General features: G+C 61.1%; 16 protein-coding genes and 1 pseudogene. 6 read left to right on the forward strand and 11 right to left on the reverse strand.

The window, feature by feature from the left end; all coding sequences use genetic code 11:
- Window positions 1-193: 193 nt before the first annotated feature.
- From P0D70_RS12630 to P0D70_RS12660, 7 genes and pseudogenes are all read right to left on the reverse strand, one after another.
- Window positions 194-1281: pseudogene (locus tag P0D70_RS12630) on the reverse strand (transposase).
- Window positions 1282-1573: 292 nt separating this feature from the next.
- Window positions 1574-1849 (reverse strand): GlsB/YeaQ/YmgE family stress response membrane protein, encoded by a 276-nt coding sequence (locus P0D70_RS12635; protein WP_408184180.1) that lies wholly within the window; start codon window positions 1847-1849, stop codon window positions 1574-1576.
- A 29-nt stretch (window positions 1850-1878) separates the two neighbouring features.
- The gene (locus P0D70_RS12640; protein ID WP_408184723.1) at window positions 1879-2160 is read right to left on the reverse strand and encodes an ElaB/YgaM/YqjD family protein; all 282 of its coding nucleotides are present in this window, start codon (window positions 2158-2160) and stop codon (window positions 1879-1881) included.
- A gap of 742 nt (window positions 2161-2902) precedes the next feature.
- Complete coding sequence (locus P0D70_RS12645; RefSeq protein WP_408184724.1) at window positions 2903-4360, reverse strand: aldehyde dehydrogenase family protein; 1458 nt, start codon at window positions 4358-4360, stop codon at window positions 2903-2905.
- 145 nt (window positions 4361-4505) lie between these two features.
- Window positions 4506-5831 (reverse strand): NAD(P)/FAD-dependent oxidoreductase, encoded by a 1326-nt coding sequence (locus P0D70_RS12650; RefSeq protein ID WP_408184725.1) that lies wholly within the window; start codon window positions 5829-5831, stop codon window positions 4506-4508.
- A 267-nt stretch (window positions 5832-6098) separates the two neighbouring features.
- Window positions 6099-7001: a GNAT family N-acetyltransferase gene (locus P0D70_RS12655; RefSeq protein ID WP_408184726.1), complete on the reverse strand. Its 903-nt coding sequence runs from the start codon at window positions 6999-7001 to the stop codon at window positions 6099-6101.
- A gap of 53 nt (window positions 7002-7054) precedes the next feature.
- A complete protein-coding gene (locus tag P0D70_RS12660) occupies window positions 7055-7459 on the reverse strand; it encodes a RidA family protein (protein ID WP_091804027.1) in 405 nt (134 codons plus the stop codon).
- 201 nt (window positions 7460-7660) lie between these two features.
- On the opposite strand from P0D70_RS12660, the gene P0D70_RS12665 reads away from it, so the two are divergent.
- Window positions 7661-8581, forward strand: coding sequence for a LysR substrate-binding domain-containing protein (locus tag P0D70_RS12665; RefSeq protein WP_408184727.1), 921 nt, complete (start codon window positions 7661-7663; stop codon window positions 8579-8581).
- A 205-nt stretch (window positions 8582-8786) separates the two neighbouring features.
- A complete protein-coding gene (locus tag P0D70_RS12670; RefSeq protein WP_408184728.1) occupies window positions 8787-8918 on the forward strand; it encodes a hypothetical protein in 132 nt (43 codons plus the stop codon).
- A gap of 37 nt (window positions 8919-8955) precedes the next feature.
- Here P0D70_RS12670 and P0D70_RS12675 read toward each other — a convergent pair whose 3' ends face one another.
- From P0D70_RS12675 to P0D70_RS12690, 4 genes are all read right to left on the reverse strand, one after another.
- Window positions 8956-10281 (reverse strand): NAD(P)/FAD-dependent oxidoreductase, encoded by a 1326-nt coding sequence (locus tag P0D70_RS12675; RefSeq protein WP_408184729.1) that lies wholly within the window; start codon window positions 10279-10281, stop codon window positions 8956-8958.
- 2 nt (window positions 10282-10283) lie between these two features.
- On the reverse strand, window positions 10284-11018 hold the full coding sequence (locus tag P0D70_RS12680) for a cupin domain-containing protein (protein ID WP_408184730.1): 735 nt from the start codon (window positions 11016-11018) through the stop codon (window positions 10284-10286).
- Between the two features lie 29 nt (window positions 11019-11047).
- Window positions 11048-11290, reverse strand: coding sequence for a hypothetical protein (locus P0D70_RS12685; protein ID WP_408184731.1), 243 nt, complete (start codon window positions 11288-11290; stop codon window positions 11048-11050).
- A 444-nt stretch (window positions 11291-11734) separates the two neighbouring features.
- Window positions 11735-12433, reverse strand: coding sequence for a FadR/GntR family transcriptional regulator (locus P0D70_RS12690; RefSeq protein WP_091804037.1), 699 nt, complete (start codon window positions 12431-12433; stop codon window positions 11735-11737).
- Window positions 12434-12988: 555 nt separating this feature from the next.
- Here P0D70_RS12690 and P0D70_RS12695 point away from each other — a divergent pair.
- From P0D70_RS12695 to P0D70_RS12710, 4 genes are all read left to right on the forward strand, one after another.
- A complete protein-coding gene (locus P0D70_RS12695; protein ID WP_286162217.1) occupies window positions 12989-14500 on the forward strand; it encodes a sugar ABC transporter ATP-binding protein in 1512 nt (503 codons plus the stop codon).
- Window positions 14497-15513, forward strand: coding sequence for an ABC transporter permease (locus P0D70_RS12700; protein WP_091804043.1), 1017 nt, complete (start codon window positions 14497-14499; stop codon window positions 15511-15513). The genes P0D70_RS12695 and P0D70_RS12700 overlap by 4 nt, the downstream gene beginning before the upstream one ends.
- Window positions 15514-15594: 81 nt before the next feature.
- Window positions 15595-16539 carry an ABC transporter substrate-binding protein gene (locus P0D70_RS12705; protein WP_408184732.1) on the forward strand — a complete coding sequence of 315 codons (945 nt, stop codon included), beginning with the start codon at window positions 15595-15597 and terminating at the stop codon, window positions 16537-16539.
- Between the two features lie 109 nt (window positions 16540-16648).
- Window positions 16649-17659 (forward strand): zinc-binding alcohol dehydrogenase family protein, encoded by a 1011-nt coding sequence (locus P0D70_RS12710; RefSeq protein ID WP_091804049.1) that lies wholly within the window; start codon window positions 16649-16651, stop codon window positions 17657-17659.
- Window positions 17660-17661: the final 2 nt, after the last annotated feature.

Raw genomic sequence — 17661 nt, forward strand, 5'->3', positions numbered from 1 at the left:
CCGTCCGGCTGCCGATATTCCGGAGGGCAATCCGGATTGACAACGTGTCTGTAGCAGGTACTTCCATTCACCCCGAACCTTCACATCGTGGTGAGTAGACCTTGGGAATTGGGCCCGAAGTCTCTCGCTGAACCACACGTGACAGGCGCTTCTCCGCTGCCGTCAACTACTCCCTTCGACGCCCTTCTAAGGGTTAAGTAGCAATTTGAATCTGCGCGATCTGGCGGTTTCGCTGCCGAATGAAGTAGTAGACCTCCAGGGCGATATAGCGCTTGAGACAACGAATCGCTTCAAGCTCGGAGTGTTCCTCGCTGACGCGTTCGGCGGCATACGCCTTTCTACGCGCGTCAGTTCGAAGTCGACCGATGGCAATGATGTGCAGTGCACTATTGGCAGCGCGGTCGCCGCCGCGATTCAGCCGATGCCGCGTTGCCTTTGCCAAAGACGCCGAAACGGGGCTGATGCCGCACAATGCAGCGACGCTGGCCTCAGACTGAAGCCGGCAGCTGTTGTCGCCAGCTGTCAATGACAGCTGCGATGCAGACTCATAGCCGATTGAATTGCGCGAGACCAGATCAGGCGCGAGCTCGTCGACGAGCGCCGCTATCATGACATTGAGGATGGCAATTTCGTCATGCAGTTCCAGATAGCGACGTCCCAAAGACTTCAGCGCGATCGGGTAAGCAGTAGCCGGGTTCCGATAGTCGAGAGATCCGGCCGCCACGCACCCAACGTGTGAATGAGCCGCACACGGGTCATTGCGCGTAGTGATTCACGCAGTTCGTCGGGTGCGCAGACAATCGTATGGTGGATCAGCTATAAGGCAATTCGACGGGCGGCAATCGCCGTCTTGCGACACAGTTTCAGCACGCGCAAGGATTCGATCATGCCGTAGCGGCTTTTGCGAGAGACTGTGCGGACACCAGCGAAACCAGCGTGGGCGGCGGTCTGTGAATCCAGCGTATCGTCTCTTCCGCGCTTGAGCCGGTCGCTCTTATCCGGCGTGGCACCCTCCAGCACTGTCACATGAGCCTGCTGCAGGTAGCGAAGCAGCCTCGCGCCGTAGCTTCCAGCGCATTCGACGCCGTCCCGTGTCAGTTCGCCAAACGACCGCATCTACAACAACATCTGTTTATTGTCGTGCCGGGTAATCGGGAAGCATTCATTACCCCGCGCGCGATCATGATGCGCGTCAACGACACCCACGACATGCAGATCCTTGTGGGTATCAACTTCGCCCATGACACTGCGGCCGCCAACTGTAGCCCGTTCGTCTCTCATACAGCCTTGCTCCGGTTGTCGATATTGGTTTGGGTGATTTCATCGGCATCGTGTACACGGACGAGACAGCAAATTGACAGAGCGTCGGGCCCTTCTCGAATCACACGTATCGACCAGGCAAAATCTCGTCGTTCGACAGTTCCGGATGACTGACAGGTCAGGCGAAAGACAGTCAGTCGATCGGAGTGCGGGTCAGGTCGCCCGGAACGCTTTACCGCACGAGCGCCACCGCAAAAGCCTGTCGTCATCACCACAGATAGGCCGGAAACAACTGATACCTATACTCTTACTGTCAGAGTGCGCGGCCTCTACCCCCGCTGAAAAGGCGCAGGATGGCAAGCAGAATAACGGCCCCAATAAGAGCTGTAATCAGTGACCCGATTATGCCGCTACCCAGGTGTAATCCTAGCGCTCCACCCAACCAGCCCCCGATGAATGCACCCACAATTCCCACGATGATATCGACCACAATCCCGAAGCCGCCGCCGTCGACGATGCGACCCGCCAAAGCGCCGGCAATGCCACCAATAATCAGCCAGAAAATAATTCCATGCGAAACCGGGTCCATATTCCTTCTCCAGTGAGGTCGAGTCCGCGTTAGCGGCGTGCAAGCATTCCGATGATGAGTCCGCCGATGAGCGCCATCGTGACCGCTTTCCATGGCGCTTCATGAACGTAATCGTCGGTCGATTCAGAGACGACGCGGTACTTCGTTTTGACCGCCTCCTGTGCAGAGGCAATCTTGTCCTTCAGGTCTGTTAGCGTCCGGGTGGGCGCTTCGTCGTTGCCCTGCTGGGATGACCCAGAGGAACTGGGCCGGTCAGATGCGACCGGTGGGGGTACCGCTGCGGCAGCGGTGGGTTGCTGGAACTCGGTCATTCGAACCTCCAATTTTGTTTGAATGCCAAGAGGTCGAGCAAGTCTCGTGCCTCACAAAAACGGGGAGTCGATTGAAGTCATCAGCCCGAGGGTTCTCGGCAATTCGGACTTGCGCAGAGTTGAGGCGTTGCTCGCAACGACGCCCGAGACACTCAAAACAACCCAGGCGATGGCGGAACCGGCCGGCGAAAAGTACGCTCAACCGTGGCCATTACTCCAGGCCGAAACGATGGGTCGACAGTCCGATGCGGCCGCGCATTTCCCGCCGAAAGAGCACAACGGACCAAGGGTGCACTATGGCCTCAGTCTGTTAATCAGGTCGATCGGTCCATTCGTGCCTGATTTCTTGCGCAACTATCCGTGCACCGGCAGGTTGCGCAGCACATGAACGACGGAAAGAAATCACGGGAACGTGGGCTAGCCATGGTGCTGCGCAAAGGGCGCTCGAAAGCCACATGCGGTCGATGGGGGCATCACAACATCGACCACGGCAATGTCCGTGTAGAGGAACTCGATTAACTGCCGGAAAATCAACCAAACAACTTCCGGCGGGGCCGATTTAAGCGGTCAAACGAGCCGCTTCCCCGTCTCCTGTTACTCAAATAACTTCCGGGATCGGCCACTTTGAAACCATAAAACTTCCGCCGTGCCGGAGAACGCCCGACCTGGCGATCAGCCTTATCGCCGTCGCCATGCATCAGCGCATCCGAGCGCGCAGCGTCACTGCGCGCTTCGCCACGAATCATGCGTAGTACCCAAGGATCGACTTTACCTCCATGTACTCTTCCATGCCTTCGATCCCGTACTCGCGTCCATTCCCAGACTGCTTGTACCCGCCGAACGGCGCCTGCGGATCCCATGCCGGGTAGTTCAGATGCACCTGGCCTGACTGGATGCGAGCGGCGACCGCGTGCATGCGTTCCCTGTCCTTGCCCTGGATATGCGCGCCGAGGCCATACACCGTGTCGTTCGCGATGGCGATCGCTTCTTCGACCGTATAGTAAGGAAGAATCGCGAGAACCGGCCCGAAGATCTCCTCCTGTGCAATGGTCATATCGGTGCGGACATCCGAGAAGATTGTCGGGCGCGCGTAAAAGCCTTTGCTGAATCCGACCGGTCTTCCGGTGCCGCCCACAATCAGCTTTGTTCCTTCGTCGATACCTGCCTCGATCATCCGCTGCACCCTGCCGAACTGCGCGCGATTGGCGAGCGGGCCGTGGGTCGTCGCTTCGGCGAACGGATTACCGACGATCATCTGTTCCGTCGCCGCGACCGCCAGCGTTTCGACCTCGGCCGCGATGCTGCGCGGCACGATCATGCGGGTCGGCGCGCTGCACGATTGCCCCATATTGCGGAATGCCGCTGCGACGCCAAGCGACACGGCACGCGGCAGATCGGCATCCGGCAATACGATGTTGGGGGATTTGCCGCCAAGCTCCTGGGCCACGCGCTTGACAGTGGGCGCGGCTGCCTGGGCGACCAGCACACCCGCCCGCGTCGAACCTGTGATCGACACCATATCGACTTGCGGATGGGACGCGAGCGCCGCACCCACTTCAGGGCCCGTGCCGCTCACGAGGTTGAATACGCCAGCGGGAATGCCCGCGTCGGCGATGACCTCCGCAAACAGCAAGGCGCTCAGCGCAGACAACTCGCTGGGCTTCAGCACCACGGTACAGCCGGCTGCAAGCGCCGGTCCCACCTTGGCCGTGATCTGATAAATCGGCCAGTTCCACGGCGTGATGAGCGCGCACACGCCGATCGGCTCGCGCACGACCGCAGTCGTTCCCCGCTGGACGCGGAAAGGGTAACTTGCCAGATTATCCCTCGCGACACGGATATGTTCGGCCGCGAGCGGCACATGCGCGCCGCGCGCGTAATTGATCGGCGCGCCCATTTCCATCGTCAGCGCCTGGGCGAACAGTTCGGCACGCTCGATGATCAACGCATGAACGCGGTCCAGCAGCGCAGCGCGCTCCTTCGGTGACGTCACGGACCATCGCACGAACGCTTTGCGCGCGGCTTGCACGGCGCGGTCGACGTCGCGTGCGTCGCCAAGTGGAATCTCGCAGAGCGTGTCTTCGGTAGACGGGCACACGACCGCCGCATGCGCAGTACCTGCGGGGGCAGTCCATTCGCCGTCGATAAAGAGCCGGTCCAGCCGGCCCGCTTGCTTCAGGTGAAGAACAGGTGAATTCATTGCAACGTGTCCTTGAGTAGTACCGTGCGCTCACAAAAAGGCTAAAACCGCGGCTTAACGAGGTGGCAAGGGATGGCAGCCTGATTAACGTTCGTGGCTGCGGTCCGAGCCGGTTTACTCCGTCGGGCAGGTGATAAATCCGTTCTTAAAAGTCGGCGACCTTTCCCCACACCGACTCTTCGAATCGCTCCGGACGATAGGGTTCGGGATCAACGATCGGCGGCGCGCCTGTGACCATATCCGCGACGAGATGACCGCACCCGGGCCCAATGCCGAAGCCGTGGCCGCTCAGGCCAGCGGCCAGCACGAACCCCGGCAGTTCCTTCGCTTCGCCGATAGCGGGAACGCCGTCCGGTGTCATGTCAATGTAGCCTGCCCAGGATGCGGTGACCCGGCTCTCTCGGATCACCGGACACAGATCGATTGCCCGCTTGCGAATCTCCTTGAGCGTGGCTTCATCGACGCAGGGGTCCAGCACCCGCATGTTTTCCATAGGGCTCGGGCAGTCGAGTCGCCAGCGCCCGGCTCCTTCATGACCGGAGCGCACGCCTTCCAGATTACCCGGACTGAGGCTGCGCCAGCGGCGTCCGAACATCGGCATGAAGTCCTTTGCATAGCGGATCTTCTGCAGCGTGGGATCGAGCTTTGCCAATCCACTGATTGCGAGCGAATACGCTTCGTCACCGCGTCGCGTGACGGTAATGCCCGATGTGTGCAGCGCATCCGGCAACGTGCCCCGCCGCAGTGAGACCGACATGACAGAAGATCGAATGGTCGCCTGCGGCAGACGGATGCCCAGTTGCCGGCAAAACGTGGAAGCCCATGCGCCGCCGGACAGCACCGCGATCTTCGTGCGGATCGTGCCATGCTCAGTCACCACACCGCTGACCCGGCCGCCTTCGGTTTCGATCCCCCGCGCGGCGCAGTTCTGATGAACCGTTCCGCCCAGCCTCATGATGCTGCGAGCCACCGCCGGCGCAGCGTTGGCCGGATCGGCGGTGCCGTCGGTCGGCGCGAACACGCCGCCTTTCCAGTTGCGTCCGGTCGCAGCAGCCCGTTCGGTTGCCAGTTTACTGCCGAGCACCTCCGTCCTGACACCCGCCGTGCGTGCGAATTCGCACCAGCGCGTCCAGGTGGCGAGTTCGCTGTCATCGTTGCTCAGATACAGCAGGCCGCTGCGGCGAAAACCGGTGGTCTCACCAGACTCGGCTTCAAACTGCTCCCATAGCCGCAGGCTTTCGGTCGCAATCGGCAATTCGCGCGCATCGCGGTTTTGTTGACGGCACCAGCCCCAGTTCCGGCTGGACTGCTCGCCCCCGACTATGCCTTTTTCGATGAGCGAAACCTTCACGCCCCGCTTCGCCAGAAACCATGCTGTGAATACACCGACGATGCCCGCACCGATCACGACAACATCAGCGCTGTCGGGCAGGCTCGGGGTGGTATCGACGCGGGTCAACGGTACGCGCATCTGCTAGAGCTCCTTCCTGAGTCGTATATTCGGTGAATCGTATATTGGCGATTGTCGAACACCACAAAGCTCAGGTTGTCGAATGTTGAATCGCTGGTCGCTAAAGCAGACTTAACGGTCAGCGGCGCGAGGCGGCAAGCGGGCTCATCTGCCAAGCATGTGCGTTCGCAATCGAGCCGCTTATCGAACCAGCCAGGTGGCTGCATGCCGGGGTTGCTATCCATTCCCAGCGCAGGCTCGTGCTACGCCAAGCTGTTGCGGCGAGGCCTAGAACATCGCCTGACTGATGAGGCCATACAGTCGCCATACCGGATCGGGCTCACCTGTATGCATGTCAGCAGGCGCATTGCGGACCATCTTCACGACGGTATCCACCCGCTTCAATCCTTGTCCGATCAGCCAGTCGGGCAGACTCGTTCCCGAGGGGACATCGACACGAACGAACTCGCCTGCGCGACCCGCCAGCCAGTAGCCGATCAGCGCTTTCGCCCGAAGGTCGTCGTGAGAACGGAGTGCGAGCACAGGACCAATCACGTAGCCCCGGCCAAAACGACGGAGCACCGAGAATCCGGTAATTTCGCCGTCGCATTCGAGCACCACGCTTTCCCCGAGCTTCAGCAATGCGGACATCATCGCGTCGCGCTGCAGCCCGCAAGCACGCGAACACAGTTCAATGAGAGCGGGGGAGTCGGCAGGAGTCGCCGCCCGCAATCTTTCGCCGTCGGGCAACGCAAGCGGCGAAGTCTCGCCGACGTACGCTTGAAACTGGTCCAGCGACCCACACACGTCAAACCCCAGCTTTTCGTAGAGCGGCTGACCGGCTGGCGTCGCATGCAGGAAAGTGATGCGTGGCCCGAGTTCTTCGAGCAGCATTTCCATCAGCCTGCGGCCAATGCCACGCCCCTGATGCTCGGAAGACACAATCACGAGACCAAGAGACGCGCGCTCGATTCCGAATTTCCAGCACAGCGCAGTGCCAATCACGGCACCGTTTTCTTCCGCGACGAAGCCCGTACCCTCGTCAGCGGCAAATTGCCAGTCCTCCGGCCGATGCGGCCAACTGACTGCCATAGACAGGCCATGAGCCGCCGGTATATCAGTCGAAGTAAATCTCCGATAGCGAAGATTTGTCGTTGGCGATGAAGCGCTCATAAGAGAATCCAGTTTCATTAGGTTGCCTTAAGACATGCCCTGACCCACTACCGTGCCGATCCGAATCCACGCTATATCAATGCGACCGCTTCGATCTCGATCTTCAGATCGAAGTGAAGCGCCGGAACCGGTACGACGGCGCGAGCGGGTTTCGCGTCGCCGGCCCAGCGCGCATAGATGGCGTTAAAGCTCGGCCAATGCTCGACATCGACGATATAAACACGGACCTGAGCTAGTTTCGAAACGTCGCTGCCCGCACCAACAAGCGCCGCCTCAAGATTTGCCAATGCCTGCTCTGCCTGGTCTTCGAAAGGACGATCCGCGAGCTTTCTGCCGTTCAGATCGATCGGTAGTTGACCCGACACGAAAATCAGGCCATTTGCGATCGCAACGTGACTGTAATGCCCGCCCGGCATCGCCAGTCCGGCGGGATTCATCGTCTGGGGGAAGTGGGCACCGTGTTCCTGTTGATCCATGAAGGCCACTCAAGTTTGAAAAGGCTCGCCCCTCACACCTCAGTGAAGTAGACGCGCGAGCCGGGTCACGTTTGCCCGACGGGCGACGCCGCCGGCATGTTCGCGAGTTCATCGCTAAACCCAAGTCCATACGCAGCACTATAGAAAGAAAACTTTTTGTCGTGTTTAATATCCGATGAACTCATCGTTAAAGGCTGTTTAATGATCGAACTGGAAGACATGCGCCTGTTCCGCGCGCTCGGCGTGGCACACTCGCTTGCTGCAGCCGCCAGGCTACTGGATCTCACGCCTCCCGCTGTCACGGTGCGTCTTCAGCGCATCGAAGAGCGTATGGGAGTTCGTCTGGCCACACGCGCCGCCAGAGGCATTTCGCTGACGAACGAAGGCCAGCGGCTTGTCCAGGAAGCAATAGAAATCCTGGAGCGGATCGAGTCGATTCCTTCGCGCGTCTCCAGTGAGTCGGCAGGTGTAAGCGGTCATTTGCGCGTAGTCGCGCCGTTTGGTTTTGGCCGCGCGCACGTGGCGCCGCTGGTTCGCGATCTGCATCTCGCACACCCGAATCTCGCGATTTCGCTCATCCTGTCCGACAGCCCGCTCACGGCAGCGGCTGGTGCCGACGCGGTCGTGTCCATCGGCAACATTAAGGGGTCGTCCTGGATAGGACACTATCTCGCCCCAAACGACCGCTTCCTGTGCGCGAGCCCAGCCCTTGCGCGTCGCCTGTCGAAACTCGAGCATCCATCCGAACTCACGCAATACGAATTCCTGACGTTGCGCGAAAACGATGAAGACGTTACGCGCCTGCGTTTCACCCGGCCGAATGGCACGGGCAAACGCGGGGACCAGGCCGTCACGATTCGGCTAGCCGGCGCTTTGTCGTCGAATGACGGTACGGTCGTTAGCGACTGGGCGGTCGACGGCCTCGGCATTGTCGAACGATCCGAATGGGACGCCGCGCGGCTGATCGCAGCGGGAAAGCTGAAGCGAGTACTACCGGCATGGCGCCTCGAACCGGCGCCGGTGATGGCCCTGGTGCCCACGCGTCATGGCCTGACGATCCGCCAGCGTGTGTTTCTCGAGGCCGCGAAACGAGCCTTCGACCCAGTACCCTGGCGTGTCTGAGGTGATATTCAATGGGGCTTAACGGTCGGTTTATCCTTCGTTAAACACAAGGGAACACGAAGCTCCTACCGTGGCGGCACTTTCCTCACGGCGCCATGCTGATGCCGGGAGACCACTCGCGCAAACAATCGCAAGAAGTCGCAGATGGAATTGCAGTCGCTGAACACACCCGCAGCATTGATCGATGTAGAGCGGTCACAGCGGCGTGACGCTGGCCGACGCGCACGCGACGCGCATCGCGCCGTTGATCGTCGGCGCACCAATACCGCACGAACTGTCTGCATTTTCCGGCGACGTGGTCGTCTCCTCGGCAGGGCTTGCCGGGTTGATTTGCTGAGCTGGAGTTCGACTCTCCAACGCAGTCGGGTTGCGACCTAGAAATCAGCAACCTTGCCCCATGCGGAGTCGCTGAATCGGCTGGGCCGATACGGTGTGGGATCCACGATAGGTTCGGCCCCGGTGGCGAGGTCCGCGATCAGGTGGCCTGCGCCGGGGCCGATGCCGAAACCGTGTCCGGAAAAGCCTGCTGCCAGAATCAATCCCGGCGTACCAGGCATTTCGCCAACACCGGGAACACCATCCGGCGTGCTGTCGACGAAGCCGGCCCACGCGTGGGTGATCTCTGCCTGGCCGAGTTCGGGCAGTAGTTCGACGGCGCGGCGGTGGGTCTCCTCAATGGTCGGCAGATCCGGCTTCGGATCGAGAATGCGCACCCGCTCCATAGGTGTCGGCGCGTCGAGCCGCCAACGCTTCAGCGTTTCGTGCCCACCGCGAATGCCCTCCAGACCACCGGGAAGAAGGCTGCGCCAGCGCCTGGCGAACATCGGTACGAATTGTGGGGCGAATCGTATGAACTGCGGCGTGACGTCTACGCGTGCGCGGCCGCTGATGGCCAGCGCATAGCGTCCATCGTTGCGGCGTGTGATGGACACGCCCGAGGTGAACAAGGCATCCGGCAACCGATGTCCTCCAGGAGACACGCTAAGGATGGATTGGCGGATCGAGGCTTGGGGAAAACGGATACCAAGCTGGCGGCAGAACGAAGATGCCCAGGCGCCACCCGCCAGGATCGCCGTTCTGGTCTTGATGACCCCCGCTTCCGTGACGACGCCGCTGACCCGCCCGCCTTCCAATTCAACGCCGCGGGCCGCGCAGTGCTGGTGGACACTGCCACCGAGCTTCATGAGCGCAGTGGCCACTGCCGGTGCGGCCTTGGCAGGATCAGCGGTGCCATCGCTGGGCGAGAAGACGCCGCCTTTCCAGGCGCGGCCGGTCGCCTGCCCCCGCTGGCCGGCTTGCCGACTATCGAGCATGTAGGTTGTCACCCCGGCGGTCTTCGCAAAGTCGCCCCAACTGGACCAGCGAGACAGCTCGGCCTCGTCGTTACTGAGATACAACAGCCCGCAGCGATGAAAGCCGGTGTCTTCACCGGTTTCAGCGGCAAATCGTTCCCACAGATCAAGGCTTTTGCTCGCCATCGGCAATTCGCGAGCGTCGCGGTTCTGCTGCCGGCACCAGCCCCAATTGCGGCTCGACTGTTCGGCGCCGATCCGTCCCTTCTCGACGAGCGCGACTGAAAACCCGCGCCGGGCCAAGTAGTAGGCGGCAAAGACGCCGATGATGCCACCGCCGATCACGACCACGTCGGCCGCGGCCGGCAACGTGGGCGAAGTCTGGATGTGGTTCAGCGGAGGAGACATGATCAATCTCGCTCGATTGAAGTCTGGACGCTTTGAACAACGTAAAACTTCGCCACCCGTTCACTGCTTTCCCACCCGATCGGTGCGCCCCGGGGCACGAAAAGCGCGTCGCCGGCGCCTAGCGACAGCACGCTGCCATCAGGCGCCGCGAACCGCACGCTGCCGGCCAGCAGTTGCATGAACTCGTTCACGCGATGCGGGCGAACAACCCGGTGATAAGGCGTCGAATCCCACGTGCCCGCGAGGTACTCCGCGCCGTCGTCGGTAAAGACGTTGTCGCTTCGGCATTGCGGCGCCGGGCCCAGCAGCACCTCCGCCGGTAGCGAAGCGGACGGTCTGAAGTTGGCGTCGGCACGCAGGGGGATAAGTCCGCGCTTTGTCGGTTTCTCGCAGGCAGCCGCACAGAACACGAACCGCACGCGGGATTCGGCGAGGACGCGAAGCGCCGTACCGGCCCCGATGACAGCACCCGCTTGCGGACCGAGCATTAACGGCGCCTCACCGGCCGCTTGCAGAGTGAGTTGTCCTTCCACCACGACGATGGTTTCAATGTGGGGAAAGCTCGCGACGTTGAGCTCACCAATAAAGCTGGCCCGACCCGCGACCATCGAGTCCGGTCCTTCCCACGCGATTTCGCGATGTCGTGCAAAGGGGTCGTCCTTGCCGAACGCCGCCCTGCGGAACGAGGTTGACAGAGGTGCGCCGTCGGCGCGATGCAGCACGAGGGCCACGGTCATTTTTTGCTCCTGCGCATAGCGCGAAAATTTCACTGAAAAACCCGGAAGGCAGTGCACGCGCGGCGCACCGAAGTCACGACCACGTCGCGATACGGCTTCCGTACACCGAGCACGTGATCAGGCCGATAGCCGGAGAAGAACGCGACGAACCTTCCCAGTTCCACGCCGTGCAAACCGTAGCCGTAAATTTCGCGAGCCATCTCGGCCATGCGGAACTTCGTGGGCGTGCCATGGCAGTCAAAAGCGATGTACGTTGGCTCGAAAGCGACCATGGTAATAGTCTCCTCGTAACGGTGAACCCTTAAGTTCCGTAGGGAGAAAAGGAAACTTCTTGTCGAGTATTTAACCAGCGCAAAAAGTCAGGATGTCGTTGATTTGAGCGGGTAAAAAGCGCAACCCACCCATTATTAGCAACGCTAACGGCATGATCTGCGGTGAATGGCCCAAGACGATTGCCAGATCAATGAGAACTCGAGAACTGTATTCGCGGCTGCCGAAACAGCTAGCCGTCTGCAGCGGAGTTGAAAGACTGAACGCGCGCAGTTTCAGCCGGTCCGCGATGACGTCGCGCTCGGGGGACTGCTTACAAAGAACAGCGCGCGTTAGAGGCGCCGCAGGAGCCGGCGAGTGTCAGCAATTGCAATCACCCTTGCCGTCCCAGGATTTTGCGTGAAGAAATTATCCGGACGCATGTGTGCAAATACGCTCACACGGCATCATCCCGTCTCAGTCCACCGTATCTCAGATGCCTTCAGATGGCTGCGCATCGCAGATTGAGCAGCGAGCGGGTCGCGCTCCTCGAGCGCGCGATAAATCGTCTCATGTTCCGCGAGTGCCGCTGCCCAGGTTTGCCCCGTCTCCGCGTGACCGCTAAGGCGCGCTGAAATCGGACTGTGACGCTCGTCGAACAATTCGGTCACCATCCGGACCAGCACGAGATTGCCGGTCATCTCTGCGATACCCACGTGGAACGCGCGATCATGGTCGAGCGGAGAGCGCCCTGCCTTGATCTGCGAGCGCATCCCATCGAGCGTCTCGCGCAGGCGGGTCAACCGCTCCGGCGTAATCAGCGCGGCAGCCAGCACGATCAGCGAGCCTTCCAATACCGCGCGTGCCTGCATCAACTCGGACGGACTTTCGCCCAAGGCGACGGTTGCATTCGGCGAACGCTCGGGCGTCCGGCACACGTAGACACCGGAGCCCTGGCGAATCTCAACGGAGCCCGCAATCTCCAGTGCGATCAGCGCTTCTCGCAGTGAGGGCCGCGAAACGCCCAGTTGCTGGGCGAGATCACGCTCGGGAGGCAAACGTGCGCCCTGGGCGAAGCCACCCGACTGGATAAGCGCCCGTATCTGGTCGGCAATGTGCTGATAGAGACGTTTCGTCTCGACCTGTTTGAGTTGGGTGCCTGTCAAATGTCCTCCCTAGAAACCGTGTGTCGCCCACCGTGCGATTGGCCGCGTCGCCTTTTTGGTCAGGCCAATTAGCCCAGATTTGACTTGATAGAGATTATAGGCCACCCGTCTGCTTGACCGTCAACTAGCCACCAGCGCTGGCTTCTGACGTGGGAACCATGGGCCTATCGCGGCCAGCACCAGCCGCGAATACAGCTTAGTCTATCCATCCAAAGCAAAAGTGGCTTGACCAATTCTCGCTGCGTACCTATGATTAATTTGCCCCCGCCGTTCGCTGCCGCACCGGTTAAGGGTTCGTTTCGCGAAGAACAAAACCACGTACCCGCCCACCGGCGGCGTCACGAATTGGAGACAGCCTTGCTGGAATTCTCGACACGGCCCGCGCCGCGCCGCGCTCTATTGGCGCGCCCGCATTCTGGTCATGCCCGCCTCGCAGTTGCTCCGGGCGAACATCGTACGTCCGCCCCGTCCGCCCCTGTTTCGGCGTCCGAACCGGCAAACGCGCCGCCTGCCGATGCGCCCGCTCGCGCCTCACGGCCCGACGAGAACGGCGAGTTGTTGCGGCTCACGGGCGTGACCAAGCGCTTCCCAGGCGTCGTCGCACTGGACAGCGTCAGTTTCGACTTGCGGCGTGGTGAGGTTCATGCGGTATGCGGAGAAAACGGCGCGGGCAAATCCACGCTGATGAAAATCATCAGCGGCCAGTACCCGCCCGACGATGGCTCCATCATCTACAAGGGCAGCGAATGCCACTTCGCTTCGTCGCTCGACGCTCAAGCCGCAGGCATCGCCATCATTCACCAGGAGCTGAACCTGGTGCCGCACCTGTCGGTGGCTGAGAACATCTTTCTCGCCCGTGAACCGCGCCGTGGGGTATTCGTCGACCGGGCGCGTCTGCGCGCCGATGCGCAGCGCTGCCTCGACCGGCTCGGGGTCGACATCGCACCGGGAACACTCGTGCGCACGCTCCCGGTCGCGCAACGGCAAATGGTGGAAATCGCCAAGGCGCTCTCGCTGGACGCCGAAGTGCTGATCATGGACGAGCCCACGTCGTCCCTCACGGAGACGGAAACCCGCCAGCTCTTCAGGATCATTCACGAGCTGAAGCGCGCCGGCGTCGGAATCATTTATATCTCGCACCGGCTCGATGAAATGACCGAGATCGTCGACCGCGTCACCGTCATGCGCGACGGACGTTATGTGTCGACAGACGTTTTTCGCGAAACCACCATCGATAAGGTCGTCGCACGCATGGTCGGCCGTTCGCTCGAAGATAAGTTTCCGCCGCGCACGTCCGTTCCGACCGGGGAGGTCTTGCTGTCGGTCGATCAATTGACGCGCGCGAATGTCTTCGGACCCGTCAGCTTCGAATTGCGGCGCGGCGAGATCCTGGGTTTCGCCGGCTTGATGGGTGCGGGCCGAACGGAAGTGGCACGCGCGATCTTTGGCGCCGATCTGCCCGACAGCGGCACGATCAGGCTAGGTCACGAGACCCTTGCGATCCGCTCGCCGATCGACGCTATCCGGCACGGCATTGCGTACCTGTCCGAAGACCGCAAGGCCAACGGCCTGTCGCTCAACATGCCCGTCGCCAGCAATATCACGCTGGCCAACATGGATGCGGTCTCGAACCGGCTGGGATTTATACGCTTCGCAACCGAGGCCGCAGTTGCGAAACGCTACGTGGACGCACTGGGCATACGCACGCCAAGCGTCAGGCAGATCGCACGCAACCTGTCAGGCGGCAATCAGCAGAAGGTTGTCATCAGCAAGTGGCTGTTCCGCGATTCACGCGTGCTGTTCTTCGACGAGCCCACCCGCGGCATCGACGTCGGCGCCAAATTCGCGATCTACGAACTGCTCGACAAGCTGGCGGCGCAAGGCATCGGCGTGGTCATGATCAGCTCCGAACTGCCCGAGATTCTCGGCATGACGGATCGCGTGGCTGTTTTTCATGAAGGCGACCTCGTAACGATCCTCGAGACCCGTCAAACGAGTCAGGAAGAAATCATGCATTACGCCTCGGGACGCCAAGGCGCTTCGGACACCTCGGGAGCTTCGCAATGAGCACGCTTACACGTCCCAGCCCCTCGCTTGCCAGCGAACGGCGCAAGGATCTGATCCAGAAGTTTGCCGCCTTCGCCAGCCTGATTGTGATGATCCTGGTGTTCTCGTCCACGAGCGAGGCCTTCCATACCGTAGACAACGCGATGACCGTCGCGCTGCAGGTGACCTCGATTGCCTACCTTGGCGTCGCCGCGACCTGCGTCATCATCACGGGCGGCATCGACCTGTCGGTCGGCTCGGTGCTCGCGCTGTCCGGTGTCGTGGCGGCCCTCGCCGTGAAGGCCGGCATGCCGGTCACCGTCGGCATGCTGCTCGGCATCGTGATCGGCGCGTTGTGCGGCGCAGTGAACGGTCTGTGCGTCACGCGCATGCGCCTGCCGCCGTTTATCGCCACGCTCGGCATGATGCTAGTGGCCCGTGGCCTGGCACTGCAAATCACCGGCGCGCGCCCCGTGTCGGGGCTGGGTGAAGCCTTCGGCGTGCTCGGCAACGGCGCGTTGTTCAGGATCGAGACGATCGGGGCGGACGGCTTTCCGGACGTGAAGTTTCCAGGCATCCCCTACCCCGTGCTGCTGATGATCGTCATCGCCGTCGCCGTGTCGATCATGCTAAGCCGCACCACGCTCGGCCGGCATATTTACGCGGTCGGCTCCAACGCCGAAGCGGCCCGGCTGTCCGGCGTCAATGTCGCGCGCGTGACGATGTTCACGTATGTGCTCTCCGGTGCGCTTGCAGGCGTGACCGGCTGCGTGCTGATGTCGCGACTGCTCACCGCGCAGCCGAATGAAGGCGTGATGTACGAACTCGACGCGATTGCCAGTGCGGTGATCGGCGGCACCTCGCTGATGGGCGGCGTCGGCACGATTTCCGGCACGGCGATCGGTGCATTCGTGATCGGCATTCTGCGCAACGGGTTGAACATGAATGGAGTGTCGAGCTTCATTCAGCAAATCATCATCGGCCTGGTGATTCTGGGCACTGTCTGGATCGACCAGCTCCGCAATCGCCGGTGACATCCATCGGCGCTTCGGACCGGCTGGTCTGCAGCGCCGAGAAGTCCATGTACGACAACAAATCCTCACAGGAGTAGAGACATGCGCACATTCCAACTGAGCCTGCTGGCCGCCACCCTGATGCTGGCCACCGGACTTGCTCGCGCCGCCGGCGGCGAGATCGCGGTAATCGTGAAGACATCGAGTTCCAACTACTGGCAGAACGTCCAGAAGGGCGCGAATGCGGCAATGGGTCAACTCAAGGGCTACACGATGACTTTCCAGGGCCCGGCGGCGGAAACCGCCATTGCCGACGAGGTCAACATGGTCGAGAACGCGGTGAATCGCAAGGTGGCCGGTATCGTGCTCGCCCCGTCCGATCCGGACGCGCTCGTGCCCGCCGTCAAGAAGGCGTGGGAAGCCCATATCCCGGTCGTCATCATCGATTCCGCGCTCTCCGATTCCGGCAAGCAGTACTACCAGTCATTCCTCTCGACCGACAACAAGAAGGCGGGCGAACTGTGCGCCAAAGCGCTGATCGACCGCGTGGGCCAAAGCGGCAAGATCGCGATCATGTCCTATGTCGCCGGCGCGGGCTCGGAAATCGGCCGGGTGGGCGGATTCCGCGACTATCTGAAGGCACATTCGCAATTGCAGGTGGTGGGACCTTTCTATTCGAACTCGCAGATGGCGACGGCGCTCAACCAGACCACCGACACGTTGACCGCCAATCCCGACCTCAAAGGCATTTTCGGCGCGAATGAGCCAACCGCGGTCGGCATGGGTCGTGCGCTCGAACAGTCCGGCAAAGCCGGCAAAGTGGTGGCGATCGGCTTCGACGGCAATCAGGATCTGCAGGGTTTCATCAAGGACGGCACGCTTGCCGCCACCGCCGTGCAGGGCTCGTACCAGATGGGCGAGCTAGGCGTGAAAACGGTGGTCAATCTGATCGAGAAAAAGCCGGTATCGAAGAACCTCGATACCGGTGTGGTGATGGTGACAAGAGGCAACATCGACAAACCTGAAGCGAAGAACGTGCTGTATTGATCATCCTGGCCGACCGGGCGGCTCGATATGAATCTCGCCCGGCCGCCGCTGCAAGACGTACTCGAACTAACGCTGCGCCGCTCGAAACGGCGACGAAATAAGGATTGCTATGCTTACGGTAATATGCGAGACGCCAGGAAAGCTGAGCGCACAGGAAAGGCCTAAACCCGAAACGGGAAAAAACGACGTGCTCTTACGCGTCAAGCGTGTTGGCGTATGCGGTACGGACTTGCATATTTTCACGGGAAATCAGCCTTATCTGGCCTATCCGCGCGTGATGGGCCATGAGTTGTCCGGCATCGTCGAACAGGCGCCGCCCCACAGCGGACTCGTTGCTGGCGATCAGGTCTTCGTGATGCCGTATCTGTCGTGCGGCCAATGCATTGCGTGCCGCCGCGGCAAGACCAATTGCTGCGTGAATATCCAGGTGTTGGGCGTGCATCGAGACGGCGCGTTCACCGAGTACCTGAGCGTTCCCGCGCAGTTCGTTCACAAGGCCGAAGGCATCACGCTCGATCAGGCGGCCATGGTCGAATTCCTTGCGATCGGCGCGCATGCGGTCAGGCGTGGCGACGTGAAGCAGGGTGAACGCGTGCTCGTAGTCGGCGCGGGGCCGATCGGCATGGCGGTTCTTACCTTCTGCAAACTGCGCGGTGCGACGGTGACCGTCCTCGATACGCGTGCGGACCGGCTAGATTTTTGCGTCAAACATCTAGGCGCCGCCGCAGCCGTGCAGATTGGCGACGGCGATCACGCGCAATTGTCGGAACAGACAGACGGCGACTTCTTTGATGTGGTGTTCGACGCAACCGGAAACCCCAAAGCAATGGAACGCGGCTTCCAGTTCATCGCCCATGGCGGCCGGTACGTTCTGGTTTCCATCGTGGCTGACACGATCACTTTTTCGGACCCGGAATTCCACAAGCGCGAAACCACCCTACTCGGCAGCCGTAACGCTACACTCGAGGACTTCGAAACCGTCATCAAGGCCATGCGGGCAGGCCATATCCCGGACCGCGCACTGAATACGCATCGACTTGCGTTAGCCGATGTCCCCGCTCAATTTGCGACACTGCTCGATCCTGCCGGCGGTGTCGTCAAAGCTATTGTGGAATGTTAGCG

Source organism: Paraburkholderia sp. RL17-381-BIF-C (genome assembly GCF_046026435.1).
In the GTDB taxonomy this organism is placed as follows: domain Bacteria; phylum Pseudomonadota; class Gammaproteobacteria; order Burkholderiales; family Burkholderiaceae; genus Paraburkholderia.

What these genes read in the sequence shown, in the direction of transcription:
- P0D70_RS12635 (WP_408184180.1), bottom strand. Translation starts at nt 1,849, where the DNA reads ATGGACCCGGTTTCGCATGGAATTATTTTCTGGCTGATTATTGGTGGC.
- P0D70_RS12640 (WP_408184723.1), bottom strand. Translation starts at nt 2,160, where the DNA reads ATGACCGAGTTCCAGCAACCCACCGCTGCCGCAGCGGTACCCCCACCG.
- P0D70_RS12680 (WP_408184730.1), bottom strand. Translation starts at nt 11,018, where the DNA reads ATGACCGTGGCCCTCGTGCTGCATCGCGCCGACGGCGCACCTCTGTCA.
- P0D70_RS12685 (WP_408184731.1), bottom strand. Translation starts at nt 11,290, where the DNA reads ATGGTCGCTTTCGAGCCAACGTACATCGCTTTTGACTGCCATGGCACG.
- P0D70_RS12645 (WP_408184724.1), bottom strand. Translation starts at nt 4,360, where the DNA reads ATGAATTCACCTGTTCTTCACCTGAAGCAAGCGGGCCGGCTGGACCGG.
- P0D70_RS12650 (WP_408184725.1), bottom strand. Translation starts at nt 5,831, where the DNA reads ATGCGCGTACCGTTGACCCGCGTCGATACCACCCCGAGCCTGCCCGAC.
- P0D70_RS12660 (WP_091804027.1), bottom strand. Translation starts at nt 7,459, where the DNA reads ATGGATCAACAGGAACACGGTGCCCACTTCCCCCAGACGATGAATCCC.
- P0D70_RS12665 (WP_408184727.1), top strand. Translation starts at nt 7,661, where the DNA reads ATGATCGAACTGGAAGACATGCGCCTGTTCCGCGCGCTCGGCGTGGCA.
- P0D70_RS12710 (WP_091804049.1), top strand. Translation starts at nt 16,649, where the DNA reads ATGCTTACGGTAATATGCGAGACGCCAGGAAAGCTGAGCGCACAGGAA.
- P0D70_RS12675 (WP_408184729.1), bottom strand. Translation starts at nt 10,281, where the DNA reads ATGTCTCCTCCGCTGAACCACATCCAGACTTCGCCCACGTTGCCGGCC.
- P0D70_RS12655 (WP_408184726.1), bottom strand. Translation starts at nt 7,001, where the DNA reads ATGAAACTGGATTCTCTTATGAGCGCTTCATCGCCAACGACAAATCTT.
- P0D70_RS12705 (WP_408184732.1), top strand. Translation starts at nt 15,595, where the DNA reads ATGCGCACATTCCAACTGAGCCTGCTGGCCGCCACCCTGATGCTGGCC.
- P0D70_RS12700 (WP_091804043.1), top strand. Translation starts at nt 14,497, where the DNA reads ATGAGCACGCTTACACGTCCCAGCCCCTCGCTTGCCAGCGAACGGCGC.